Origin of the sequence: Antarctobacter sp. (genome assembly GCF_965277915.1) — a bacterium.
Taxonomy (GTDB): domain Bacteria; phylum Pseudomonadota; class Alphaproteobacteria; order Rhodobacterales; family Rhodobacteraceae; genus Antarctobacter.
Genome location: NZ_OZ255849.1, coordinates 4,032,461 through 4,058,298, shown reverse-complemented (window position 1 = coordinate 4,058,298; position 25,838 = coordinate 4,032,461). Strand labels below are relative to the sequence as shown.

The window sequence follows — 25,838 nt, the reverse complement described above, 5'->3', positions numbered from 1 at the left end:
GGGAGCCATACTCCTGAATCCAACGTGTCGCCTCTCATTATGAATGAAGGAACGGCAGGGGGCTGGTCACTGCCTGCGCTATTTCGGCGCTGTTCCCTAGATTGATCCCTCGTGCAGCTTTTTCTACCGTTGCGGCATCAATGTCAGGACGCCTGCAAGGAGGAGTGGCATGCGCGCGAAACAAAAGGCCATTGCTTACGGCGGTTTGCCAGAGTGCAAGTCGTGCCCGGTGCGCACCGTGGGCGTATGTGCCGGAGCGGGTGCGGCGGATCTGCCTTTTCTTGCGCGCGGCAAGACTTATCGCAGTTTCGCGCCCGGAGAGCGGATCGCGCTGGCCGGGTTGGAATTGGTCGAGGTGGCGACCCTGTTGAGCGGGCTTGCCACGATGAGCCGGACGCAGGAACGCGGCACGCGGCAGATTGTAAGCCTGTTACAGCCGGGCGACCTGATCGGCCAACCTTGGCGCGACACGGCGACATTCGATGTGGTGGCGCTGACCCATGTCGAGACCTGCGCCTTTCGGGCCAATGCCTTCGAGGAGTTGCTGGAGGCAGTCCCTGGGATGCGGGGCAGCATGATGGAAAAGGCGCTGGTCGACCTTGACGCTGCGCGGTGCTGGCTGGGGGTGCTGGGGCACAGGACCGCGCGGCAGAAATTGGCCAGCCTTTTGGTCCTGCTTGCCATGCGTCAAGCCGCGCCGCCGCCGGACAACGACTGTGTCGTCGACATGATGTTGAGCCGGGAACAGGTGGCCGACCTCTTGTCCATGACCTTCGAGACCGTGTCGCGGCAGATTGCCGGGCTGGTCCGAGATGACTTGATCCGCCCGGTGACTCGCCGTGTTTTCGAGATTCCGGACCTCCGTGCTCTGATGGTGGCCTCGGGGGAGGATGCGGATGGTGGTCCGTATCAGGCCTGATCCACCCGCTGCCCGGATATGAAGGTTGCACAAGCAACGGGCAGATTGCACAGTTTCCCCCAATAAAGAGGCAGTTGCCTGTCTCGTCGGCATGGGGTGCGTCTGCTGCGTTCCTCTTGCCCACGGGCTGCAGCAGTCTCGCGTCCGGTTGCCAACAGGGAGAGACCAATGATCAAACAGACTTTCGCGGCACTAGCCGCGACCGTCGCGCTGTCCGGTGCGGCACTTGCGGAAACCGCCGTGCCCTTTGCGCTGGACTGGAAGTTCGAGGGCCCGGCCGCGCCCTATTTCGTCGCCATCGACGATGGCTATTTCGGCGAACAGGATCTGTCGGTCGAAATCACCGCGGGGCAGGGTTCGCTCGACGCGATCCCGAAGGTGGCGACCGGGGCCTTTCCGGTTGGCTTTGCCGACATCAACTCGCTGATCAAGTTCCTCGACCAGAATCCCGGCGCGCCGGTGACGGCGGTCATGATGGTCTACGACAAGCCGCCTTTTGCCGTGGTGGGGCGCAAGTCTCTGGGTGTCGAGGCGCCGAAGGACCTCGAAGGCAAGGTGCTGGGCGCGCCGCCGCCGGATGGGGCCTGGGCACAGTTCCCGGCCTTTGCCTCTGCCAACGATCTGGACATGTCCAAGATCACCGTCGAGCCGGTGGGCTTTCCGACGCGTGAGCCGATGCTGGCCGAAGGCAACGTGGCCGCGATCACCGGCTTTTCCTTCTCGTCCTACCTGAACCTCGTGCGTCTCGGCGTGCCGGAAGAGGATATCTCGACCATCCTCATGGCCGATCACGGCCTGGAGCTTTATGGCAACGCGATCATCGTCAACACGGACTATGCCGCCGAGAACCCCGGGATCATTACCGGCTTCCTGACCGCCATCGCGGCGGGCTGGAAGGATGCCATCGCCGATCCGGCGGGCGCCATCGAAAGCCTGATGACCCGCAACCCTGCCGCCGACGCGGACCTGGAACAGCGCCGCCTGCAACTGTCGATCGACGCAAACGTGCTGACCGACTACGCCGAAACCAACGGCATGGGTGGCATCGACCCGGCCCGCCTGGACGCGGCGCTGGAACAGTTGGCCGAGACCTACGAGTTCCAGAACGCGCCTGATGCGTCGCTCTATTTTACCGATGCCTACCTGCCCGATGCCGCGGCACGGATGCTGAAGTGATCGACTGACCCCGACCCGCGGCGCGTCCCCCGCGCCGCGGGTTACTTGTGCAAGGAGCGCCGCGTGTCGCAACCGCTGATCGAGATCAAGGGCGTGAGGCACGCCTACAAGACCCAGGACGGCCCGCTTCCGGTGCTGGATGGGCTGGAACTGAGCGTGCCAGAGGGCGGCTTTGTCGCCGTCGTCGGCCCGTCGGGCTGTGGCAAGTCCACCTTGACCCGACTGGTTGCCGGCCTGATGAAACCCGACGAGGGCGAGGTCTGGCTGCATGGAGAGCGGGTCAAGGGGCCACGCTCGACCGTGGGCATGGCCTTTCAGAACCCCGTCCTTCTGGAATGGCGGACGATCCTGCAGAACGTCATGCTGCCCCTGGAAATCGTTTCGACGAAGATGACCAAGCGCGAGCAGGAAGAGCGCGCACGGCACCTGCTGGCGCTTGTGGGACTTGAAGGGTTCGAGGACAAGCGCCCAAGCGAATTGTCCGGCGGGATGCGTCAGCGCGCGTCCCTGTGCCGGGCCATCGTGCACAAACCCGAGGTGCTGATCCTCGACGAACCATTCGGCGCACTGGACGCTTTCACCCGCGAGGACCTCTGGCAGACCATGCACAAGGTCAAGGCCGAAGAACCCTTTACCGGGGTGCTCATCACCCACGACCTGCGCGAATCCATCTTTCTTGCCGATCAGGTCGTAGTCCTGTCGGGCCGTCCGGCGAGGACGCAATACGTCATGGACGTGCATCTGACCGGCGATCGCGACATCGAACACCTTTACACCCCCGAAAGCGCCGAGGCGTTGAACGTGCTCCGGCGCCAGATCCAGATTGCCCAGGGGCGGTCCCCGGCGGAGGCTGCGCAATGACCCTGCAAAAGATCCTTGTCCCCATCGCCGCGATGATCGTCTTCGGCCTGTTGTGGGAACTGCTGGTCTGGGCCAATGGCTGGCCGAACTACGTCATGGCTTCGCCCTCGGACCTGCCGCCGGCCTATGCGAAATACTGGAACCTGTTCCTGGTGATGGGATGGCAGACGCTGTGGCGGACGGTTGTGGGGCTGGTTGTCGCGATCATCTTCGGTGTCCTGGTGGGAATGGTCATGGGGTTTTCGCGGGTGATGCGCGATGCGCTGTATCCGCTGCTGGTGGGGTTCAATGCGATCCCCAAGGCGACCGTGGTGCCCATCGTCGCGTTGCTGTTCGTTGGGGCGCATGACTTCAATACCGTGCTGATCGCCTTCATGATCTCGTTCTTTCCGATTGCGGTCTCCGTCTCCATCGGCCTGTCGACGCTGGAGCCGGAATACCGCGACATCCTGCGGTCGCTTGGCGCCTCGCAGACCACGATCTTCTGGAAGATCGCCCTGCCCAAAACCCTGCCGGAGTTCTTTGGCGCGCTGAAAGTCTCCGTGACGCTGGCATTCATCGGCACCAACCTGATGGAGATCGTGTCTCCGCACGGTCGAGGGCTGGGCGCGCTTTTCGACAGTGGCAAGACCAACTCGGACTACCCGTTGATGTTCGCGGTGCTCATCGCGCTCGCGCTCATGGGGATCCTGCTTTATTACGTCGTGGTCGCATTGGAAAAGATCTTCGCCGGCTGGGCAGAGCGGGCGCCTGGGTGAGCCACGGGCCGGTCGGACGGGACTGTTTGCGGCTTTGCCGCAAAGGCGCCCGCCCGCCGACCCGTTTTGGCGCTTCCAGACTGGCAGGAAGACAGGAAGAGCGCCGATGCCGGTGCCGATCAGTGCCGGGATCGAGAAGGGGGGGGCAGCCCTGCCGGTTCCACCCAAATGCCGGACGCTTATCGCGGCGATTTCGTAACATCTGTTCAAAGGAGAAAGGCACGTCGCTCGGGACCGCGCGCGGCCATCGAAAGGCGTTGCGTTGTCTTCGTCGCCGGTCTGGTGAGCCGCCTGCTATGCGTCCGGAGATGCACGGGAAGCACCGTGCGGCTTGCGGTTCTGTTGAGGGTGCCGGGAGGTCTGCGGCTTGGATTGAAATGCTTGTCCCAGTGGCTCGAAGGCTGAATCAAGCTTTCGGGCTTTTGCGCGCGGCGGCGCTGTGCCAATGATCCGTTCATGTCACATTCCGCGCCCCCCTACCTGATCGCCGTGGACGGAGGCGGCTCTGGCTGCCGCGCGGTGGTGGCCAGTTTCGAAGGCCGGGTCCTTGGAGAAGGGCGCGCGGGGCCGGCCAATGCGACCAGTGATCTTGACCAGAGTATCGCCAACACGCGCGTTGCGATTGACGGCGCGCTGGGCTCTGCCGGGCTGGATGCGACGGAGCCTGGGCGGTTCGTGGCGCACCTGGGCCTTGCCGGCGCGCTGACATCCGATGTGACAGCGCGGATCGCAAGGGAATGCGGCCTGCCCGATGTGACTGTCGGGGATGACCTGGAAACTGCGCTTGCCGGCGCCCTTGGGGCGAGTGACGGCGTTCTGGTGTCGGTCGGGACGGGATCCGTCATGGCGGGGCGCCATAAAGGTACGATGTCACGGATCGGTGGCTGGGGCCTGCAGGTGTCGGACCAGGCGTCGGGGGCTTGGCTGGGACGCGGCCTGATGGAGCGAACGCTCCTGTGCCACGATGGGCTTGAACCGCCCTCGGACCTCACCGAGGCCGTCCTTGCGGAGTTCGGTGGCGCGTTGGAAATCGTGGCCTTTGCCGCGCGCGCGACACCGGGCGATTTTGCGTCCTGGGCGCCGCGTGTCGTCGCCGCCGCAGACAACGATGCGCAGGCGGCGGCATTGATGACCGCAGGGGCGGCTTACCTGGCAAGGGGCGTCGCGGTTCTGGATCCTTCGGGGCAGGCCCCTCTTTGCCTGACCGGCGGGCTTGGGCCAGCATACCGGGCACATCTTTCCAATCTGCAAAGACGCATCGTTCAGCCACAAGGGACGGCCTTGGACGGTGCCCTCCGGATGGCTGGGGAAGCTGCTCGACGGCGGGCCGGATCTGGTAACTAGCGCATTGGTTGTGCCCATGGGTGCCGTGCATTTGGGGGGCCTCAAACCCATGCGCGTCGAGTGTTCGCCTTTAGGATGCGCCACTCGGGCGAAGAGCCATCGCAGCACGGTGCCTTGAACACACAGGATGGGTGTCAGGCAGCGACAAAAGCCAAATAGCGAGGGTCACGAAGGGCGACGCAGAGATACCAGTGTCGAGAATGTGTCAAGCGCCGCGGCCAGGATCCTTGGGGGAGGCGTCAGTTATGGCAGTTTTTTGTCCAATTTGCTGGTCAAATTGGCAGAATGGCGCAAGATATGCTTCTGTTTGAACTCGGAAGTCTGGTGGATGGTCAAGGCAATTCGTATTTTTCGCTGCAGTTGCAATCATCGCCTGCGCTATGGCGTGAGCACTTGTCGCTATTGTTTCAATCCCACTCCGATCTGGAACCGCTGGTGGTTGCCTCTTGTTTTGCTGGCCATGATCGGGGCCTGGATCTGGATTAAGAACCTGTGATCGGCGTTCGGCGGGATCCTGCCTGACACGCGGTTGCAGTTGGTTGGGGTGACGGTCTAGCCTGCGCGCAATAACAAGGCAGGAGACAGGACATGCGCCTTTCCAGACGGGGTTTTGCACTGGGCGCTTCGGCGATCTGGCTGGGAGGATGCCTGCCGGGGGGAGGGCTGCCAGAGGTGGCGCGGCCCGATCCGGCTCTGGAACCGGGGCTGCGCCCGCAGCCCAATCCCGCCTACGATAGCTGGGTCGCGGAGTTCCGGGCGCGTGCCCGGGAGCGGGGCATCACGGAAACGACTTTGGACCGGGCGTTTCGCGGGCAGGGTTTCCTGCCGGGCGTGATCGAGCGGGACCGCAACCAGACCGAATTCAGCCGCACGCTGGAGGATTACCTGGCCATTGTCGCGCCAGAGGACAAGGTCCGGTTCGGCCGGGGTCAATTCGCCAAGCAACGCGCGGCGCTGCAGAGGGTCGAGGCAGAGTATGGCGTTCCGGCCAAGGTCATGGCTTCGATCTGGGGGGTCGAAAGCTACTTCGGCACCAAGCGTGGGAAGATCCCGGTGATCTCGGCCACGTCGACATTGGCCTGGGAGGGGCGCCGCGGACGGTTTTTCGAGTCGAACCTGATGGATGCCCTGCGGATCGTTCAGACCGGCGACGCACGGCCAGAGCAGTTGGTGGGCAGTTGGGCAGGTGCGATGGGGCACACCCAGCTGATCCCGAACGCCTACCAGGAGCATTCGGTCGATTTCGACGGTGATGGCAAACGCGACATCTGGTCGGAAAATCCGATTGATGCGTTCGCCACCACGGCGCGGTTCCTGGCCCGCGCCGGTTGGCGTCGGGGGCAGCCCTGGGGCATCGAGGTCCGCCTGCCGCAGGGCTATTCCGGCCCCTTGGGACGCAAGAACCGGGCGGCAGTTTCGCGCTTTCGGGAACTGGGCGTGCGTCCGGCACGAGGCGGTTCTCTGCCCGATCACGGCTCTGCCGCAGTGCTGGCGCCGATGGGCGTGGGCAAGCCTGCCTTCCTTGTGTTCCACAACTTCAACATGATCCTCCGCTATAATCCCTCCGAGAACTACGGGCTGGCCGTCGGTTACCTGGCGGATCGGCTGGACGGGGCGGGGCCGTTGGTTGGCGACTTTGGCCGCGACAAGTACGGGCTGACATTGGAGGACCGCAAGGCCTTGCAGCGTGGGCTGACGCGGGCCGGTTTCGATGCGGGCACCCCGGATGGGGTCATCGGTAAAAAGACCGAGGCGGCGATTACCGCCTACCAACAGTCAAAGGGCCTGGCCGTGACCGGAGAACCGTCGCGCGCCCTGTTGCAGGCGCTTGGCTGAAAACGGGCGGCGCCCGGCCAAGAGCCACCGAACAGTCACGCCGTGATCAGCAGGCGTGCCTGTTCCGCCTTGAGCGCGGCCCGCGCCGCGGGATAGGCTCCCCGTCCCGGCGCATTCGACAGTTCCGGGAACAGCGCCAGCAATTCCGCGCGCGGGCCCTCGTCCAGACCGGCCAGCGACAGGTCACCGGGCTGAAAGCTCTCGGTCCAGGCGCCGTCTGACATGACCAGTTCATGCGCGTCGAACATGAAATGAACATAGGTCACGCCCGCGGCCGGGCTGACCCGCGAAATGCCGGGGCGCCCGACCAGGTGGCTGGCGGCCACCAGCACCTCGTCCTCGCCGAAAAGCAGTTCGATCGCGGCGCCGGCCATCATCAGGCGGTGCTGCGGTGACACCAGCATGTCGCGTTCCGGCATGCCGCGTCCCAGCGCACCCGTGGCGATCCGGACGGGGCGCAGCTCCGGCGTTGCCTCCAGGTCGGCGGGGCCGATTGTCTTGGCCCCGGCCCAGAGCACGCTTTTGTACCCGTTGTCGCGGGTCAAGACACGGTCCCCGGGGAGGATGTCGGCCACATCGACCTCACCCTTGTTGGTCTTGATCAGGGTGCCGGGGGTGAAACAGGGCGCATAATTGACCTTCTCGATTTCCGAGAAGGTCAGCGTGGACCCGTCCACCCATTCGACCTTGCCGGATTCGGCACCTGTCATGGTGATCTTGGCCGGCCCCGTGATGTTCAGCGTATCGCCTGCGGTCTCTCCACTTTCGCCACCGGTCACGGTGAGATGAGTGCCATCCATGTCGTCGGCGCTGGCGTTGAAAACATCGTCACCGCCGTCACCGGATGCGAAATCGCCCGACCCCAGGGTGAACGTATCGGCGTCATCGCCCCCTTCCAGCGTGTCCGCCCCGTCGCCACCGACCAGAGAGTCCTTGCCCGCGCCGCCCAGGATACTGTCGTCGCCAAGGCCCCCATGCACGGTGTCGTCGCCCCCGTGGGCCAGGACGGTGTCGTCCTGCGCGCCGCCGATGCCGTCGCCATTGTCGATGAAATCGCCGTCGGGATCGCCTGCATAGCCGGTGTCGATGACTTCGCCCAGGGCCGTGCCCTCGACGGTATGGTCGCCGGAGTACAGCGGGATGCCCATTGCGGCCAGTTGTTCGGGGCTTTGCACCTGGGTGATGGGAACGCCGACCAGCGTGATGCTTTCGCCGTTGGGGAAAGTCAGGATCGCATGGCCGGAGCCGTCACCCAACGTGTCGGTCACGGTCACGTCCTCTGTCGAAACGGGGTTCCCGGACAGGTCCGTCAACGCGCTTACGTCAAGCAGGTCATTGCCCAAATAGGTGCTGCCGCCCAGATCGCTTGGCGCGGCAAAGCCCGTCACGATGTCTGCGCCAGAGCCGTTGCCAAGCACCAGCGTGTCCTTGCCGGATCCCAGGACGATGGTCTCGATATCGTTGAAGCCGATTGTGTCCGCCCCATCCGTGACGGTCCCTATCTCGGGGTTCACCTGAGACAGGTCGATGGTCAGGTCGTCGGTAACGGCCGAAAGATCCAGCACGTCGCCATCGGTTTCGTCCACGCCCTCGGCGTCCACGGTGTCGTTGCCGAATCCGTTTTCGATGTGAAAGGTGTCGTCACCCCAGCCACCCCAGAGATAGTCGTCCCCGGCACCGCCATACAGCGCGTCCTTGCCGAAAGAGCCGCGCATCCAGTCGTTGCCGTCGCCGCCTATCAGGGTGTCGTTGCCTTCGTTGCCCTCGACCGTGTCGTTGCCCACGCCGCCGGACACAAAATCGTCCCCGGATTCTCCGTAGATCGCATCGCTTCCCGCGCCCCCGGCAATGGAATCGCTGCCCTCGTTGCCATGCAGGCTGTCGTTTCCGGCCCCGCCCATGATCGTGTCCGCGCCATCGCCGCCACGCAGCGTGTCGTTGTCAGTGCCACCGTCGATCCGGTCGGCGGCCTGCGTGCCAACGACGGAGTCGTTCCCGCCGCCGCTCGCGACCGTGATGCCGGTGCTGGCCGGACCGTACTGGGCAAAGAAATCGTCGTTTTGGTCGGTCAGGACGACATGCTCGATCCCGGCAAAGCTCAGCTTGTCGGTGCCATCTGTCGCTGTGCCCGCCTCGTCGCCGGTCAAGGTCATGTCGATGCCGACGCTCATGTCCGAAAAATCCAGCGTATCATGGTCGGTGCCGGTGCTGACGGCCTCACCACCGCGGATCACGTCGGCGCCGAAACCGTCGCTGACGACGATCAGGTCGGCATCTGCACCGCCATCGATCGAATCCGCATCGGCCCCGCCATGCAGCGTGTCCTGGCCCGTGCCGCCGGCCAGCGTGTCCTCGCCGGCCAGACCATGGACAAGGTCGTCACCCGCGCCGGCGTCGATCAGGTCGTCCTGTGTTTCCGGGGCGGCGATGACGACGGTCGGCGCGTCGGTAAAGCCCGTGGTGGTAAAGGCGTAGTTGGTCCCGGCGGCGCGGGAGGTCACAATGAAGACCAGTTCCTGCTGATCGGAATAGCTGAACTGGGCCCAGTGGTTCTGGTCGGCATTGTCCGAACTCGTGTTGTCCGACTGCGCGCCCAGTTCCTCGCCGCTGTCCGTGGCGGTCAGGTTCGTTGTTGGGGTCGCGGCCAGGCCCAGGCTTTCCACGTCCGCGGTCTGCGCGGTCACGCTTTCGGCAGTTGTGTCGATGTCCTGGAACGTGAAGGCGCCGGTGATCTTGATCGGCTCGCCGGTGGCCTGATCATGGAATTCGAACCCCAGCGTGACACCGGTGCCAGCGTCGACGGCGCCGTCGCGGTTGATGTAGACGGAGTTGTGGTTGAACTCGATCTGGATATCGGGATCGTCTGTGTCGAGGACCGTCAGTCGGGCCTGCACGACGATGCCTTCGTCCGTGACACCGATGCTGTCATAGACCGCGTATATGCCCAGGACGCCGGTGCCGGTGTCGCCGGTTTCGCTGATCACGTTGAAATCGAACGAGGACAGCGTCCCGGCGCTGGCCCCCGCGTCGCTGCCGTCACCGTAGATCACGTCGTCGCCACCGCCTGCGCTGATCGTGTCCAGGCCGGATCCGCCAGTGATCACATCTGCACCGTCGCCGGTGGTGATGCTGTCCGCCCCGGTGCCGCCGTCGATGGTGTTATCGCCGCCCAGGGCGTCGATCGTGTCAGCGCCCGTGCCCCCGCGCAGCAGATCCGAACCCATGTCGGAGCCAAGTGTGTCGTTGCCGTCGCCGCCGATCAGCGTGTTGTCGCCGCCGGTCGCGCTGGCTAGGTCGGCACCGTCGCCGAGATTGACGAAGTCATCGCCGTCGATGCCCCTGACAGTGTCGTTCCCACCCAGCGCAAAGATTGTGTCGGGCCCCCCGCCAAGATCGATGGTCTCGCCCTGGTCGCGGCCGGCATAGGAATCCGGACCTTCGGGCAGGATCATGTTCGTGAAGGCTTCGAATTGCGTGGATCCACCCAGCCGAGCGTCGGGCAAACCGTTGTGCCAGATGTCGCCAACCGTATAGGTGCTTGATCCGTCGGAAATCTGCAGTTCACCGGCTTCGGCGTTGTAGAATACCGAGTAATTCGCGCCCAGACCCGAGAAATCCAGCGTATGGCCCGAGCTGCTCTGGTGAATATGGCCCCAGAATGAGGGCGAATCCCAATTCGATGCCGTAACTACATACCTCGCCATGCCAGCGATCCTCACCTTTACCGAATGGACCCGCCCCAAAGGCCCGTCCCGCCGAAAATTTTCGGCGCTCACCGAGTGACGCCAATGATCGCAGGAATGTGGCCGAAGTGGGTCGGATCAAGGGAATTGGCGCTCCGTTTGTTACCCCGTCCGGGGTTAAGATCGCCTTTCTTTCCTGATACGAACCCAGTTCTTCGGCGCGCCGTTTGCTCGTTGCCGACTGTCGGCAGCTTGTCTCAAGCCGCAAGTCGTTTTGACGGTTGTCCGACGATGGTCCGGACCCGCCGTGAAGACAGGAGATGTCGGTCAGAGAAGGGCGCGGATCGGTTCCAGCAAACCCTTGTTGCGCAGCGTGCGCACCGGATAGCTGTCGTCGTTCACCAGCCGATCCAGTGAAAAGCCCGGCTCGATCTTGGCCAGCTTCTCGGCCACGGCTTGGGCCTTGTCCAGTTGTCCTTCAAGGGCATAAAGCGCCAGCAGGTGGCGGTGGCCCGGCCGGGACAAGGGGGCAGAGCGCACCGCGGCCTCTCCGGCTTCGATCGCCTCTTGCGGGCGGTTGCAGGCAATGGCCACGATGCAGTGACCGGTGTCCCAGTAATGTTTGAAAGGCGAGGTGCGCGCGATTCGGCAGGCCCGTTCGGAGGCGCTGAACCCGCCTTCCATGTCGCCCGACAGGATCAGTGCCTCTGACAGGGATTTCCAGGCAAAGGCGTTGGCCGGGTTCCGTTCCACCGCGTTCTGTGCCAGGTCCAGCACTCCGGCTGTATCGCCAAGCGCCGTGCCGCGCACCTTGGAGATGATCGCATGGACAAGCACGTTGTCCGGGCTCAGCTCCATCGCGCGATAATGCAGGTCGACGGCCTCTTCCAGCAGGCCCTCCTGGTCTTCCTCGGCCATTTCCATCATCTGGGTCAGCCGGATCATGCTGGCCCAGGCGAGGTAGATGCCGTTCTCGTCGCGGCGAAAAGCCTGGTCCATCAAGCCGTAAGCTTCGCGCAGGGCGTCCTTTTCGAACGAGAACATCCGATAAAGCCCCAGCCGCGACAGCGCCGTGGCGCGGGTTTCGGGGCGATCCTTTTCCAGCACATGCGGCAGCTTGCCGATGATCTGGTCGGCGGCCTCGAAGACGGTGCGTGACACGTCGATTTCCGCGCTCAGGATATCCTCGAGTCGATCGAGTTGTTGCAGCTTGGAATAAAGGATGCGTGCACTGGGTTGATGCGTGGCCTTGATGAACAGCGCGTGTCCACCTTCGCCGTTTTCCATCAACTGGGTGCTGACGGACACGTCGCTGACCGGGGCGCCCTCGGGCAGGGGCGTGTCCGAATCCGATTGTCGCCAGGCACGGACCTGCTCCGCTATGTTCTCGCCGATCTGGTTGGCCAGGACCTCGCCCAGCATCCTGTCGCGCCCCGGCGCCTCTGTGCTGGCACGGCAGTTGATCAGGATACCGCGGCTGTCGGTTGGGCTGGCCGAGGCCAGTTTCGACAAAAGCGCGGCCCGTTCCTGGCGCAACCAGTCCTCGAACTCGGGGTCTCGCACGTCGATGCCCTGCAAGAGTTCGACGCGGTCATCTTCGGGTATGACCTCCTCGTGCAGGTCTACGGTAACGGCACGCGGGTCAAGCGTGACCGAGGACCTGTCCGCCCTGATCACCCCGGCCGCCGGGCCAAGCGCATTGCGCAACTTGGACAGGGCTTGCCTCAGGTTGGCGCTGGCCTGTTCCGGGCCGAAGGTCGACCACAGCTTGTCCTCCAGCCAGCGGCGCGGGCGGGTCATGTCGGGGCTGAGCGCCAGCATCGCCAGGAGCGCCTGGTTCTTGGCCCCCTTGATGGGCAGCGTCACGCCATCGCCGTCCCGAACCAGGAATGGTCCGAGCACGGTGATGGTGATCCTCTGGGATGCAGGCGCTGCCATGTGCTTTCCTCGCAAGTTGCGAAAATCTAGCACCGCCGTGACGGCTCGGCAACGGACGTGAAATTTCCGTTAACGAATATCCGAATTGGCAGTTAGGCTTTGACCTGTTGCGAGCAGTGCCAAAAACTCTGCCTTAAATTTCACGAGGAAGTCATGCCCGTTTCCGGTCTATACAATTCGCAGAACTCCCAAAACAGCCAGAATTCGCAAAACTCACAGAATTCACAAAATTCGCAGAACAGCCAGGCGGCGGAAAACTCGCAGGCCGGGCCGGACAATACCTTTGGCAGTGCCGCTCTGGGCCAGGCGCGGGACGGAACCGTGGGATACTGGGACGGTACGGCGGACCGCGTCCCGAAACAGGACGGTCGCAGCGGCTGGGACGCGCTGACTGCGATGGCGACCGGTCCCCGGCGGGCGGTGATGGATGCTTGCCTGCAAGGGCTGTTCAACGTCACGCTGGAACCTGCGGCCAAGGGCAAGCCGGCGACGGGAACCGTGGCATTGGCAGGCGGGCCGCTGGTCACGCTCGAGGCGCCGACAAGCACGTTCCTCGCGGACAAGCAGCTGCATTACCTGCGCACCTATGCCGACCTGCGTGGCGACCGGCTGAACGAGATCATCATGCAGACGGGCGACATCCAGAGCTTTTTCGGCCTGGTCGGCTATATGGCGCCGGATGCCACGAAATGGACGCTGGCGATGAACCAGGCGATGCTGCGTCTTTGCACCGTGATCGAGATGCCCCTGAAACACGGGTTTGACGTGGCGCGCCCCATTGCCATGTCCCGCAAGGTGCAGCCGCTGATCCAGACGCCGGGGCATGGCTCATGGCCGTCGGGGCATGCGACCGAGGCCTTTGCCTGTGCCACGCTGCTGTCGCGACTGTTCCTGAATACGCCGGTGGATCCGGTCGAGCAGATCAAAGCGGGCAGCGAACTGTACCGCCACGCCGAACGGATCGCGATGAACCGGACAGTGGCGGGCGTCCATTTCCCTACCGACAGCATGGCCGGTGCCGTGCTGGGCGTGACCGTGGCCGAGGCGCTGATCAACCTCCTCGAGGGGACGCCGCAGACCCGGACGCGCGTTTTCCATGGCGCGGGGTACGACGGGGACTTTACCCTGGCCCGCATGGTCGAGGCATTGGACAACGGCCAGGAGATCGCCACGGGCACCTTGTCGCTGCCGACGGGGCTGGTGCCGGGCTGGCTGGCCAAGATGTGGGACGAGGCCAAGGAAGAGTGGTGATCCGCGTCTAGCTGGCGGGCAGGAGGTCCGGAAATTTGACCAGCGCCTCGCCCAGCCGCGAGTCCTGCGTTCCGGTCGGCACCAGGTATGCCGGGTCGATATCCTCCAGCCGGGTCGACGCCGGGTTCTGCGCATTGGTGATGATCCGGGTCGATGACAGGGCCAGGGCGCGTGTCAGGCGGCCCGCTGCGGCGCTTGTGCCCGCTTGTCGCCGCGTGCTGCCGCTAAGCGTTCCGGATGCCCGGATGCCAGCCGAAAATGGCCCGTTGCCAATCGGGGCGGCGACACTTGGACCGGGCTGGGACCAAGATGCGCCCTCGCCGCTGTAGGGGGCGGGGCGATAGTTTCGGACTTCCGGCAATGCAGTCCAGGCGGATGCCTGCGCGGCGCCCACGCTGAACACCTGCCGACAATTCGCCGCGACATAGGCATTGTGGCAGCCCGCATCGCATATCGGACCGGCGCCGGGAGCGACATAGGCAGCACGGCTTTCATCCCAGTCATAGGCGGCCGGGTGGTCGAGATAGCTCTGCCGTCCGCGCACCTCCGCCCCGCGAACCGCGTCGTCTCTCTGAACCTGCAGCAGCACGTCACCGGGGCCTTGCAGCGAAACCGTCCATGCCCCGGCGGGAGCCACTGGCTCTCCGGCTTTCTGGCCTCGCGTGGGGGCCAATGCCAATACATAACAGGCCGGTTGTTCGATATCCTTGTCCCGTTTTCGCGTCGGGACATGGTAGATGCGGGCCAGCGCGGCCCCGTCGTCCCGTTCGAGTGAGCGGATTTCGCCGGGCTTGAGCTGTGCCAGACCCGAGGCGGTGCCGTCAGGTGCCGTCAGGCCCACCTGCAGGTCCGCAGATGCCCCGTTCCTGCAGTGGATTTCGATGAAGCTGGCGGTCTCGTCGTCGGGCTGTACTCGCCAGGTCACTTGTGCGGGGCCCTTGGCCGGGCCGAGCTGCGCGACCTGGCTGCTGCGATAGCTGTTGCCAAAGGCCCAGACCAGGCGGACCGGCTGGCCAGTGGCCACTTCCCATGTCTGCGCCTCACGGGCCATCTGGTACTCGACGAAATGTGAGCCATCCTTGGGACCCGCCAACACGCCAAGTGAGACGTTGACGATGACGGGCGCCCTTGCGTCCACTTGGGCGGCCTGCCGCAGGACCCAGCGCAGTCCCATGACAAGATAGCTTTCGATCCAGGTGCCAGAGGTGTCATCGATGCTTTCGGGCGGAAGTTGGACACCCAGCAACGGCCAGTTCCGTGCCGGATCGAGTTCGTCCTCCGGGTCGGCCCCGGCGGCAAGATCAAGGACGTGCGTGCCATGGGTGGTGGCAAACCCGGTCTCATCGCGGGTCTTGCCGGGGTAGATCGCGGCATTCAGCGCCGCATAGGTCGCGCTTTCGTCGCCTTGTGCCAGCAGATCGTCGATTTCAGCGGTGTCCAGTATGCGGCCAGCCAGCGTGCCTTTCGGCTTGGTGGCCTGCTGTTCCAGCGCCTGCAGCCAGAGGGCATGAAACCGCGTGCGCCTTGGCGCAGTGTTCCGGCAGAAGCGCGCGTTCAGAAAGCCAATCCCGTCGTCGATGATCGCGACGATCGGCGCGCCGGGTGTGGGTGAGGGCGGCACCGGTCCGGCGGGCGCGGGCGGCATCGGATCGTCCGCCATCTGAACCGGGCAGCCCGAGTCGATCACCTCGAACAGGTCGTCGTGCAGGCTATCCGCCGTGCCGATACGCCTGTAGATCATGTAGTTGTCCGGAAGGTTCGGATGGATGGCGGGATCGTCGATGCGGGCCTCAAGCGCTGCAAGTTCGGTGTCGTCCATCCGTAGGGGCGAGTCCGCCTGCCCGACAAGATCGCGCAGGCGGCGGCGCGCGGCCTGCATGTCATCTGCGGGCTTGAGATGCACGAATAGCGGGGCGTAATCCGGGCCTCGCTCCGGGCGTGCCGGTGGCAGCATGTCGCGCCGCAGGCCGACAAGACGTGACCAGTCAAGGCAGGCATCGCGAAAGGCGTACTCTCTGGCTTCGGTCCAGCTGTGTCCCATGTCGATCCCCCTGATCCCGCACGCGAAATTAGCCATGTCAGCAAAGGTCTTTTTCACCTTCCGGTCAAGGAAGCGGGTTCCGAGCCTGCCGGGTTTGCGCAGAATTCACGCCACGCGGATAAGCGAACAGTGAGATTTCGTCGGGATTTCATGCCCGTTTCACGCAGGAATTGCGCGGCAATTGCGGTCTGTTCACGGGCGAAGGTGCATGGTCGGGTTAACGTACGGGCAAGCCGTACAAATGGATGCTTCGGGCTAGGGGAAAGACCATGAAATGCAACGGGACCGGGACAAGGTTCGGTGTGATAGACGGAGGCGGTCAGGGAAGATCCCTTCATGACCGGATTGCCATGCCCGCGCCGCCCCGGCTGTCGGCGCCAGAGCTGGCTGCCGACATGGCAGAGCTGTTTGCGCTGGGGCTGGTTCAGGATCTACGCGCGGAAGCGCTGCAAGACCCGCATTGCGCCGTCAGGATCGACGGGGCCACGCGGTTCACGATGCATGAACTGCTTTGCGAGCTGCGCAATCTTAGCTGGTTCGATGCCCGCGTGCCGCTTGCCGGGGCCGTGCCGGACCGATCGCGTGACGTGCAGCCCGGCCAGATGGACGCCAGCCAGCGTCGGGCCTTGCGCTGCAACGCGGATTACCAGCTGACGTTGGAAACCCTTTTGCGCGGGGGGGTCGCCCTGCGCGGTGGTGGTCCGGTCCTGTCGGCTTTCTGGGACAGTCACCACATGGAGCCGCGCCCGAAGCGGACCCCCGGGGCATGGCCGTCCGAAGAAGCGGGGCTCTCGGAATGGATCGGCTGGTGTGTCGAGCATAGCCAGGCCGGTCTGCGCCTGCCTTGGGCCGCCGTGCGTCCACAGCAGGACCCCAGCCTGGGCGACCGCGCCGAGACGCTGCACCTGACCCCGCCCGCGCGTCCCTTCCACAATGCCGCGCTGGTCGCGCTGGCGCGTGGTACGAACATGGCGCATGGTCTGCCCGGGACCTGGACGGGGTCGCGGCTCTTTGCGCTGATGGCCGAAGGCGAGGCGCTTGCCAGCCGGTTTGCCCTTGCGCAGGTTTCGGAAGAGGGCCGGATGCCGCGTCCGGCGGTCACCGCGGCGCGGATGACGGTCTGGTTGGGCAGCGAAGAGGGCGCGCGGGCTCCGGAAAGCGAAATCCATCGTGCGGCGGCAGAGGAGCTTGTCACTGCTGCGCCCAATCTGGTTCACTGGGTCAGCCGGGCGAACCGGGCGCGACGTGGGCCACAGCGGTTTGAAGCGTCGCTGTTTCTACCACTGGCCGGCCCCGAGCGGCAGCACCTGACGCCTTCGGATCTGGGCGCGCATGCGGTCGTCGCGGGCGCTCTGGCCACGCTGGTCAAGGCCGTCTTCGATACGTCGCGGCGGGCCCAGCTTCAAGCGGTCGGACAGGGCGCCCCGGTGCTGGCGCTGGAGGATCAGACCGACCGGCTGGCGGCGAATATCGGGCTGATGCGATGCGTGACAGGGGGGTATTTCCCGGCCGAGAACATCCAGGATCTGCGCTTGGGGCAGGCCATCGCCCTGCACCTGTTGCGCGACCGGCTAGAGATGGACAACCGCAGTGCGCAGATGGGCTTTCGCGATTTCGATGGGCAAAGCCTGCAGCTGGTCTCGCATCCGCGCCGGTTCGGACGGGGCTACGCCGAGCTGCGCCGCGATGGCGAGCCGATCGCCTGGCCACAAGAGGCGAGCCATCCGGCGGCGCATCTGACGGCTGTCAGCTAGGGCAGACGGTCAGCGCCGGGCGAACGACCCGCCCGGCAGGCTGCCCGAAATTTCAAGGATCAGCTTGCGCTTGACCGCTTCGGAGAAACTCTCGCGGCTTTCGGCAGTGACGACAAAGGCGCTTGGTCCGCCGATGATGCGTTCGGAATAAAGCGCCTCTAACCCGCCATGCGCGCGACCCGGGTCGTCCGGGCGCAGGATGGGCAAGGCATTGATCGTGACACCGGCGGCCAGCACCCGGTCGCGCGCCTCGGCAATTGGCGGGCCCGAGTAGGAATTGACGCTGTCGCCGGAAAAGTCGATCACTCGCCGCCAGCCGTCGAATTCATTGCTGTCCATCAGCCGCAGCGCCTCGTCCAGCGCAGCGCCAATCGCGTTGCGCCCGAAGGCTTGGCGTGGTTTTCCGACCAGTTCGGCGGCGAAACCAGCGGCGCTTTCCGGCCCGTCGATCAGTGTCCAGTCCGCAACGACAGCCTGGTTCGCGGCCCATTCCACATAAGTCACCGCGATATGACCATAAGCCGTGTTCGCGATGGCGGCCAGCACCTCGGGGTCCGTGATCGCTTCGGCGTAGCCCTGTCGCTGGAACAGGATCTCTCGCTGATCAATGCTGCCTGAGGCATCCGCCAGCAAGACCAGTTCCAGATCCGTGTCCCGGGCCTGTGCCGCCGAGGCCCAGACCAGCATCACCACCAGGATCATCCGCATCGGCGCCCTCCATTTGTGGTTCAGATAGGGCGGGTGGATACTTTGCCCATATTGACCCGCATCATGTTCCCGCCTTTTGGACTGTGGCAGAGTCACGCCACTGCCGAACAGGAGGATACGCCATGATCGCACGCCTTGCCCTGCTGAGTCTGATCGCCGCGCCCGCATTCGCTCAGGACGCCGACATAGGCCGCGCGCATTTCTACACCCATTGCGCCACCTGCCACGGGCTGCAAGGCAAGGGCGACGGGCCGATGGCGGGAGTCCTGACGATCCCACCCACCAACCTGACCGAACTCACGATCCAGAACGGAGGCGTCTTTCCCTTGGCGCGGGTTGTCCAGCGGATCGACGGGCGTGACCCGCTGGTGGCGCATGGCTCTCCGATGCCGGTCTTTGGGGATTTCTTCGAACGCGCCTTCGACGTGCCGATGAAGACGCATACAGGCCAGCCCATCCTGACATCCCAGCCAGTGGTGGACCTGGTCGCCTATCTGATGGAGCTTCAGCGGATCGAGCAGGACTAGCCGCCGCTATTGCGGCAGATGCCCCTTGTCTGCGCCCCTTTCCAGGGCAGGATCACATTGGGTCGGTCGATGACCGCATCCAGCCGGTCGACGGGCATGTATTTCCCGATCATCCCCCGCAGCCGCGCCGTGCGCGGCGCGTTCGGGTCCAGCAGGCGACAGCAGACGTATTCCTCGACGATGCTGCCCTGCTGTTCATAGCCGAAGGACAGGAAATCCCGCGTCTCTTCCGTGTCGAAAAGATAGGGGTCTTTCGAGACGCTGTGTTCCTGTGCCGCCTTGAGAGGGTGGTAGCCCGTCAGCTTGCGGTTCTGCCACTGCCAGACATGGGTCGCCTCATGTGCAAAGAGCATCGCGTCGAAAAGGTCGATCTGGTCGGGGTAGCCGGCCAGAAAATCCTCCCGGTACACGTCATCCCGCAGCAGTACCTTGTTGAACAGAACCGTGGCCGCGGGGGAGACGGTGACGGTGCGGGCCTGCTTGATCGGCGGCCAGATGCGTTCCTGGCAGGTTGTGCGTGGGCGAACGGGCATTTCGTAGGTGACCGCGCCCGCCGGGTTGCCATCAACCAGACGGATCCTTTTTGGGTCCAAGTCGTCGCCGTGAAAGGCGCGCAGAAAGGCGGTCTCGTTCGGCGTGGCGGAACGGCCACAGGCGGCCAGGATCAAAAGGGCAAAAAAGGCAATGCGCATGGTGCGAGATTGGCCGCGGCCGGGGCGCTTGGCAAGCGCCAAGAGGCTGACCGTGATGCGGAAAGCGCGTCCCGGGACGGCTATTGCTGTGGCTGTACCGAGGGATGCGGTTGCGAGCAGTTTCCACGAACCCAGGTCACGTTCGCATCGCAAAGGTCCTGGAACTCTGGCCAGGTCATTTCGTGCGGCGCGGCGCTGCGCATGGCATCGACGACAAAGCCACCGTCAATCCCAAGGCCGTCGGCGAATTGTTCGATTTCCAGGTAGAGGGCGTGATCAAGTGGCAGAGCTTCGCCACCGGCCGCCAGTTGGTGGAATCCCAGCTTGAAGCGCCAGTTGTCGATAATCCGCATCGAACCGCCCAGGTAGGCCAGTGAACAGGCCGAGGCGCAGTTTGCGTAAAGGTCGGTCGTATAACCTTTTTCCCGGATCAACCTCGCGGTCTTGATCGCCTCTAGCAACCCGCCGCCCCGGCTGCCGAACATGATGGTCGTGAAGTTCCCTTGCCGGGTCTTTTCCTCGAACTCTTCGAAAAAGCCTTTTTCGATATCGCCCAGAACGAAAAGCACCCCGGTTTCGCCCCGGAACGTGGCGCTGCGCTGCCAGTTGTCCTGCAAGAGTCCGGCCGGGATCCCCAGGTGTCCGTCGCAGGTCAGCGCCCAAGTTTCGCGCTGTTGTTCTGCACCGAGGGCAAGCATTTCCTGCGAAATGGCGGCCCACTTGCTAAGTGCAATGGCAGATTCCTGGATTCTGTAGGCATCTGTCATGTCCGGAGGCGCGTCATAGTGAGGGCCATACAATTCGACGTGGTCCGAGATGTCACCGATGTCTAGCAACTCGGCGAGGACCATGCAGCGGAACTCGGCCCTGTCGGCCCGATAAGCGAGAGTTCCGGCGGGACCCGCGCCTTTCTGCTTGGCTATTTCGGTCAGTTCATCGGCCCTGTCGCGTGCCGTTTCGATGCGCTCTTGCCAGGTCTGGGCCCATGCCGGGGAAATGATCAGGCAGATGACGGCGACCCAAATCGACCCAAGTGGAACTAGCTTGTCATACATCCAGCTCCTCCACGAAGCGTGCATTCTCTTGAATATACTGGAACCGCAGCTCGGGCTTCTTGCCCATCAGGCGTTCCACCAGGTCGCCTGTTTCACCCGGTTCGTCCTCGTCGATGGTCACGCGGATCAGGGTGCGGGTCGCCGGGTCCATCGTGGTTTCTTTCAAGTCCTTGGCGTCCATCTCGCCCAGGCCCTTGAACCGCTGCACGTCGATCTTGCCCTTGCCGCCCAGCCCTTTGGCCAGCGCGGCCTCCTTGGCGGCGTCATCGGCCACGTAGAGCCGTTTCGCCCCCTGCGTCAGCCGGTACAGCGGTGGGCAGGCAAGGTAGAGGTGCCCCTGGTCGATCAGCGGGCGCATCTGCGTGTAGAAAAAGGTCATCAAAAGCGCGGCGATATGTGCGCCGTCGACATCCGCGTCGGTCATGATGATGATCTTGTCATAGCGCAGGTCGTCGATGTTGAACTTGGGGCCCAGTCCGACGCCAAGTGCCTCGCAGAGGTCGCGGATCTCGGCGTTGGACGACAGCTTGTTCGAGGCGGCGCCGAGCACGTTCAGGATCTTGCCCTTGAGCGGCAAGAGCGCCTGTGTCTCGCGGAAGCGGGCGCCCTTGGCCGAACCGCCAGCCGAATCGCCCTCGACGATGAAGATCTCGGTCCCTTCGCGGTTCTTGTTGGTGCAGTCGGTTAGCTTGCCCGGCAGGCGCAGTTTCTTGGTCGCGGACTTGCGGGCGGTTTCCTTTTCCTGCCGGCGGCGCAGCCGTTCCTCGGCCCGCAGGACGAGGAAATCGAGGATCGCACCGGCGGATTTCGTGTCCGAGGCCAACCAGTTGTCAAAGTGGTCGCGGACGGAGTTTTCGACCAGCCGCTGCGCTTCGGTCGTGGCGAGGCGGTCCTTGGTCTGGCCGACGAACTCCGGTTCGCGGATAAAGCAGGAGACCAGCGCGCAGCCGCCGGTGATCAGGTCGTCCCTGTTGATCTGGCTGGCTTTTTTGTTGTTCACCAGCTCGCCATAGGCGCGGATGCCCTTGAGGATCGCGGCCCAGAACCCGGCTTCATGCGTGCCGCCCTCGGGCGTGGGGACGGTGTTACAGTAGCTCTGGATGAAACCGTCGCGCGAGGGCGTCCAGTTGATCGCCCATTCCACCTTGCCCGGCGTGCCGAATTTCTCCTTGAAATCCACGATGCCGGAAAAGGGTTTGTCGGCATAGGTGGAGGCGCTGCCCAGGGTTTCCACCAGGTAATCCGACAGGCCGCCGGGGAAATGGAAGGTCGCCTCGGTGGGCGTGTCGCCGTCTTCGATCTCGGTCTTCCAGCGGATCTCGACACCACTGAAAAGATAGGCCTTGGACCGCACCATCTTGAACAGGCGGGAGGGTTTAAACCTATGATGTCCAAAGATTTCTTCGTCGGCGTGGAAGGTGACTGTGGTGCCGCGGCGGTTCGGGGCCTGGCCGACCTTTGCGACCGGGCCAAGGGGAATCCCGCGCGAAAAACGCTGTTCGTACAGTTCCTTGTTGCGGGCGACCTGGACGACCATGCTGTCGGAAAGCGCGTTGACGACCGAGGCGCCCACGCCGTGCAGACCACCGGAGGTCTCATAGGCCTTGCCCGAGAACTTGCCGCCTGCGTGCAGGGTGCAGAGGATCACCTCTAGCGCGGATTTGCCGGGGAACTTGGGGTGCGGGTCGATCGGGATGCCGCGGCCGTTGTCCCTGATTTCAATGGAGAAATCCGAATGTAGCGTGACCTCGATCCGGTTGGCGTGGCCGGCCACCGCCTCGTCCATCGAGTTGTCCAGGACCTCGGCCACGAGGTGATGCAGAGCGCGGTCGTCGGTGCCGCCGATATACATCCCCGGGCGTTTGCGCACGGGTTCCAGCCCCTCGAGCACCTCGATGGAAGAGGCGTCATACTCGGGCTGTGCGGCGGAATGGAGGAGATCGTCGGCCATGTGCGTGCTCGGTTTGTTCTGATTGGTTGGCGGCGATTATGGCAGAGCGTCCCGCCCGGGTAAACGGGGCGCGCGATGGGGTTAAGGCACCGTGCCTTGGGGGAGGCAACGGGGGGAGCCTACCATATCTTGCGGTGATGCGGGATTCGGAGTGGGGGCCCTGGGGCGGCTGGCTTGTACGTTTTGTACGTTTTGTACGTCGATTCCAGCATTTTGTACAAAACGCGGGCCGGGGTTTGGATGACGTTGCAGGAGATTTGGTTAATCGGGGTGTTTTTGGGGCAAGGGGGCCTGTGGGGCGAGGTCCCGGGGCAAGCCCGGGACGGGGGAGCCCCGCGGGGGTGTATCCGCCTTGATCGGAGTGCGGTGCCGGGACAGCGCCGACCTGCGGGGTGGTGCATCAGTCGGTAGAGCGGGTGCAGTTTATCGTGACACATCCGAAGGACCTCTGGGGTTTGCGCATGCGTCGACAAAGCGCCGCCCGTCGCACCAAAGGTGCGCCGCCTATGATTGGCCTGCCTTTGGCGGGACGGGGCGGGTCGGCGCTGGCCCGGCGGGCCTGTGGCCCTTGTTCCGGGCGGGGTGGGAGATCGAAGAAGTTGTGCTAAGGAGGAACGGAATTAGACAGCCGTCTTTGGGGGCGGTGACCGCCCCAAAGCGGCTAGCGTGAATTGTGCCGCCAAGTATGCACGCGTCTGCTTGCTAAGATAACCGCCTCCGAGAAGCGGCTGCCGCTTTGCACTTTGCTTCGACTAAGATTTTTTCAATATCGTCATCCAACTCCAAATTTTCTAAGCTGTGAATGCACTTGATCCCTGTGCCGAGGATGTTGCACTTTTCGTCTCCCGCAAATCGAGAGCTCATTTCTAAGAAGTATCGAGGCTCTGGAATGACTCTGTTGCACAAATCGGGTGATGGGTGTGCTTCCCCTTTCCCCGGACGGACCTATCCCACAGCCTCCGTGACCGGGATGCCGAGCGCGGTGTAGCCGTTCAGGACGGCGATGCGGACCTGGAGCTCGGCGACCTGACGGTCGAAGTCCCTTGCCATGAGCCGCTGGCCCAGCAGTTTGACACAGTGCATCTTCGTCTCGACGCGGCTCCGACGGTGGTATCCACTCCATCTTCGCCAGAGTGCGCGGCCGAGATACCTGGACGCCCGCAGGGCTTCATTGCGCGCCACGGCTCCAGCGGTGATGGTTTTCCAGGGCTTCGCATTCTTGCGGGGCGGGATGACGGCATGGGCACCGCGGTCAGCGATGGCATCGTGACACTTGCGCGTGTCGTAGGCGCCATCTGCCGTGACGCTGCCGATCTCCTGGTTCTTTGGAATCTGACTGAGAAGATCGGGCAGCACTGGCGCATCGCCGACGTGACTCCCAGTGATCTCGACAGCCCGGATCTCCAACGTTTCCTCGTCGATCCCAAGGTGGATCTTGCGCCAGACCCGCCGTTTTGGACCACCATGCTTGCGTGCGTGCCATTCGCCTTCACCTTCGACCTTGATCCCGGTGCTGTCGATGAGCAGGTGCAGCGGCCCCTTGGAGCCGCGATACGGGATGTTCACGGCCAAGGTCTTCTCGCGCCGGGACAGGGTGCTGAAGTCGGGCACCGTCCAGTCGAGACCAACCAGACGCAGCAGGCTCTCGACGAACCCGGTCGTCTGCCGGAGCGCCATGCCGAACAGCACCTTCATCGTAAGGCACGTCTGGATGGCGGCATCGCTGTAGGTCTGCTGGCGGCCACGCCTGCCTGTCGGCACGGCATCCCAGGTCATCTCGGGATCAAACCAGATCATCAGCGAGCCACGGCGCTTGAGCGCTTTATTGTAGGCCGGCCAGTTCCTGGTCTTGTAGGTGGGGGCGTGGGTCTGCTCATGTAGCAGGGCTACCACGCTGGATTCACAAGATGAATCCCTCACAGTATTTGTGCAACAGAGTCATGTGGAGAGGTAAAGCGCTATAATGCAATTAGTTCATTGGATCGCGCCCGAACGTCCGAGCCGCCAAGAGCGGCCCGCCCAACTTCCCGCCATCCCTCCCCAATCTCCGGAAACCACGCATCCGCCCCCTCGACTTCCAGATCCACTTCCGTGATCAACAGCCGATGCGCCAGCGGCAGCATGGCCTCGTAGATCCCCTGTCCGCCGATGCCGTAGATGCGGAAATAGCCAAGCGATTGCGCCAGGGCGATCCCCTCTTCGACGGAGCCGACGACGTGCTCGTGCAGCGCGGTATCGCGGGAGACGACGATGTTCAGGCGCTTGGGGAGGGGTTTGAACGGCAGGCTGTCCCAGGTCTTGCGGCCCATGATGATGGCGCCGCCCAGGGTCTCGCGCTTGAACATGGCGAGGTCCTCGGGGAGGTGCCAGGGGATGTCCCCGTCCTTGCCGATGGCGCGGTTGCGGTCGTGGGCGGCGATGAGCGTGATCATGACAACCTCAGACGGCCACGGGGGCCTTGATGGCGGGCAGGGGGTCGTAGCCGGGGAAGGCGAAATCCTCATACCGGAAATCGAAGAGGTCCGTCACCTCGCGCGCGATGTCCAGCCGGGGCAGGGGGCGCGGCGTGCGCGAGAGCTGTTCGGCCACCTGGTCCATGTGGTTGGAATAGATATGCGCGTCGCCGATGGAATGGACGAAATCGCCCGGCTCGTAGCCGGTGACATGGGCCAGCATCGCCTGCAGCAGCGCGTAGGAGGCGATGTTGAAGGGCACGCCCAGGAACATGTCGGCGGAGCGCTGGTAGAGTTGCAGGTGCAGCTTGCGCCCGATGATGCGGACCTGCCAGAGCGTGTGGCAGGGCGGTAGCGCCATCTCTGGCACATCCGCCGGGTTCCAGGCGGAAACGATCATGCGGCGGGAATCCGGCGTGGTGCGAATCTGGTGCAGCAGGGTCCGGATCTGGTCGATCTCGCCCTTGTAGCCGGGCCAGTGGCGCCATTGATGGCCGTAGACCGGGCCGAGGTCGCCGTTCTCATCCGCCCATTCGTCCCAGATCGAGACGCCGTTTTCCTTGAGATAGGTGATGTTGGTGTCGCCGGAGAGGAACCACAGCAGCTCGTGGATGATCGAGCGCAGGTGCAGTTTCTTGGTGGTGACCAGCGGAAAGCCCTCGGCCAGGGGATAGCGGCATTGCAGGCCGAAATAGCTGCGCGTGCCGGTGCCGGTGCGGTCGGTTGATTCCTCGCCGTGGTCGAGGACCGTGCGGAGTGCGTCGAGATATTGCTGCATGCTGTCCCTCCGGGAATGCGGTCCCCTTGGCATAGGATATTTCGCGGGGGGGCGGAAGCGGGAGGCTTGGCGGGGTCAGGACGGCTGTGCCAAGTTGCGACCGGGGAACTTGG

General features: G+C 64.0%; 19 protein-coding genes and 1 pseudogene. 10 read left to right on the top strand and 10 right to left on the bottom strand.

Annotated features, from left to right (window positions below; translation table 11 throughout):
- Positions 1–169 precede the first annotated feature (169 nt).
- The 7 genes from ACQY5B_RS20745 (at position 170) to ACQY5B_RS20715 (ending at position 6,894) form a co-directional block, all read left to right on the top strand.
- The gene (locus ACQY5B_RS20745; protein WP_305969954.1) at positions 170–919 is read left to right on the top strand and encodes a Crp/Fnr family transcriptional regulator; all 750 of its coding nucleotides are present in this window, start codon (positions 170–172) and stop codon (positions 917–919) included.
- Between the two features lie 168 nt (positions 920–1,087).
- On the top strand, positions 1,088–2,095 hold the full coding sequence (locus ACQY5B_RS20740; protein ID WP_420327640.1) for an ABC transporter substrate-binding protein: 1,008 nt from the start codon (positions 1,088–1,090) through the stop codon (positions 2,093–2,095).
- Between the two features lie 63 nt (positions 2,096–2,158).
- Entirely contained in the window at positions 2,159–2,956 is a 798-nt protein-coding gene (locus ACQY5B_RS20735) for an ABC transporter ATP-binding protein (RefSeq protein ID WP_420327642.1), read from the top strand.
- Positions 2,953–3,714: an ABC transporter permease gene (locus ACQY5B_RS20730; RefSeq protein WP_420327643.1), complete on the top strand. Its 762-nt coding sequence runs from the start codon at positions 2,953–2,955 to the stop codon at positions 3,712–3,714. The genes ACQY5B_RS20735 and ACQY5B_RS20730 overlap by 4 nt, the downstream gene beginning before the upstream one ends.
- 456 nt (positions 3,715–4,170) lie before the next feature.
- Positions 4,171–5,058 carry a glucosamine kinase nucleotide-binding domain-containing protein gene (locus tag ACQY5B_RS20725; protein ID WP_420327645.1) on the top strand — a complete coding sequence of 296 codons (888 nt, stop codon included), beginning with the start codon at positions 4,171–4,173 and terminating at the stop codon, positions 5,056–5,058.
- A 285-nt stretch (positions 5,059–5,343) separates the two neighbouring features.
- Positions 5,344–5,544 (top strand): hypothetical protein, encoded by a 201-nt coding sequence (locus tag ACQY5B_RS20720; RefSeq protein WP_420327647.1) that lies wholly within the window; start codon positions 5,344–5,346, stop codon positions 5,542–5,544.
- Positions 5,545–5,646: 102 nt separating this feature from the next.
- Positions 5,647–6,894: a lytic murein transglycosylase gene (locus ACQY5B_RS20715; protein WP_420327648.1), complete on the top strand. Its 1,248-nt coding sequence runs from the start codon at positions 5,647–5,649 to the stop codon at positions 6,892–6,894.
- Between the two features lie 35 nt (positions 6,895–6,929).
- On the opposite strand, the gene ACQY5B_RS20710 is transcribed toward ACQY5B_RS20715, so the two are convergent.
- Entirely contained in the window at positions 6,930–10,598 is a 3,669-nt protein-coding gene (locus ACQY5B_RS20710; RefSeq protein ID WP_420327650.1) for a Hint domain-containing protein, read from the bottom strand.
- Positions 10,599–10,904: 306 nt separating this feature from the next.
- Entirely contained in the window at positions 10,905–12,515 is a 1,611-nt protein-coding gene (locus ACQY5B_RS20705) for an AfsR/SARP family transcriptional regulator (protein ID WP_305969962.1), read from the bottom strand.
- Positions 12,516–12,836: 321 nt separating this feature from the next.
- On the opposite strand from ACQY5B_RS20705, the gene ACQY5B_RS20700 reads away from it, so the two are divergent.
- Positions 12,837–13,766, top strand: a complete 930-nt coding sequence (locus ACQY5B_RS20700; protein WP_420327652.1) for a phosphatase PAP2 family protein — start codon at positions 12,837–12,839, stop codon at positions 13,764–13,766.
- A 7-nt stretch (positions 13,767–13,773) separates the two neighbouring features.
- Here ACQY5B_RS20700 and ACQY5B_RS20695 read toward each other — a convergent pair whose 3' ends face one another.
- A complete protein-coding gene (locus ACQY5B_RS20695; protein ID WP_420327653.1) occupies positions 13,774–15,807 on the bottom strand; it encodes a S8/S53 family peptidase in 2,034 nt (677 codons plus the stop codon).
- A gap of 350 nt (positions 15,808–16,157) precedes the next feature.
- Between ACQY5B_RS20695 and ACQY5B_RS20690 the strand changes: the two genes are divergently transcribed.
- Positions 16,158–17,561 carry a bromoperoxidase gene (locus ACQY5B_RS20690; protein WP_420327655.1) on the top strand — a complete coding sequence of 468 codons (1,404 nt, stop codon included), beginning with the start codon at positions 16,158–16,160 and terminating at the stop codon, positions 17,559–17,561.
- A gap of 9 nt (positions 17,562–17,570) precedes the next feature.
- Here the strand turns inward: ACQY5B_RS20690 and ACQY5B_RS20685 are convergent, their stop codons facing one another.
- On the bottom strand, positions 17,571–18,269 hold the full coding sequence (locus ACQY5B_RS20685; protein ID WP_420327656.1) for a DUF1194 domain-containing protein: 699 nt from the start codon (positions 18,267–18,269) through the stop codon (positions 17,571–17,573).
- A 122-nt stretch (positions 18,270–18,391) separates the two neighbouring features.
- On the opposite strand from ACQY5B_RS20685, the gene ACQY5B_RS20680 reads away from it, so the two are divergent.
- The gene (locus ACQY5B_RS20680; RefSeq protein WP_420327657.1) at positions 18,392–18,796 is read left to right on the top strand and encodes a c-type cytochrome; all 405 of its coding nucleotides are present in this window, start codon (positions 18,392–18,394) and stop codon (positions 18,794–18,796) included.
- Here the strand turns inward: ACQY5B_RS20680 and ACQY5B_RS20675 are convergent.
- From ACQY5B_RS20675 to ACQY5B_RS20650, 6 genes and pseudogenes are all read right to left on the bottom strand, one after another.
- Positions 18,793–19,488 (bottom strand): hypothetical protein, encoded by a 696-nt coding sequence (locus tag ACQY5B_RS20675; RefSeq protein ID WP_305969968.1) that lies wholly within the window; start codon positions 19,486–19,488, stop codon positions 18,793–18,795. The two genes, ACQY5B_RS20680 and ACQY5B_RS20675, sit on opposite strands and share 4 nt — an antisense overlap.
- Before the next feature lie 80 nt (positions 19,489–19,568).
- On the bottom strand, positions 19,569–20,543 hold the full coding sequence (locus tag ACQY5B_RS20670) for a hypothetical protein (RefSeq protein ID WP_420327658.1): 975 nt from the start codon (positions 20,541–20,543) through the stop codon (positions 19,569–19,571).
- Positions 20,536–22,494 carry a DNA topoisomerase IV subunit B gene (gene parE / locus ACQY5B_RS20665; protein WP_420327659.1) on the bottom strand — a complete coding sequence of 653 codons (1,959 nt, stop codon included), beginning with the start codon at positions 22,492–22,494 and terminating at the stop codon, positions 20,536–20,538. The genes ACQY5B_RS20670 and parE overlap by 8 nt, the downstream gene beginning before the upstream one ends.
- Positions 22,495–23,439: 945 nt before the next feature.
- Positions 23,440–24,371 (bottom strand): annotated as a pseudogene (locus tag ACQY5B_RS20660) (IS5 family transposase).
- A gap of 81 nt (positions 24,372–24,452) precedes the next feature.
- Positions 24,453–24,926, bottom strand: a complete 474-nt coding sequence (locus ACQY5B_RS20655) for a dihydrofolate reductase (RefSeq protein WP_420327660.1) — start codon at positions 24,924–24,926, stop codon at positions 24,453–24,455.
- 7 nt (positions 24,927–24,933) lie between these two features.
- Positions 24,934–25,725: a thymidylate synthase gene (locus tag ACQY5B_RS20650; protein WP_420327662.1), complete on the bottom strand. Its 792-nt coding sequence runs from the start codon at positions 25,723–25,725 to the stop codon at positions 24,934–24,936.
- Positions 25,726–25,838: the final 113 nt, after the last annotated feature.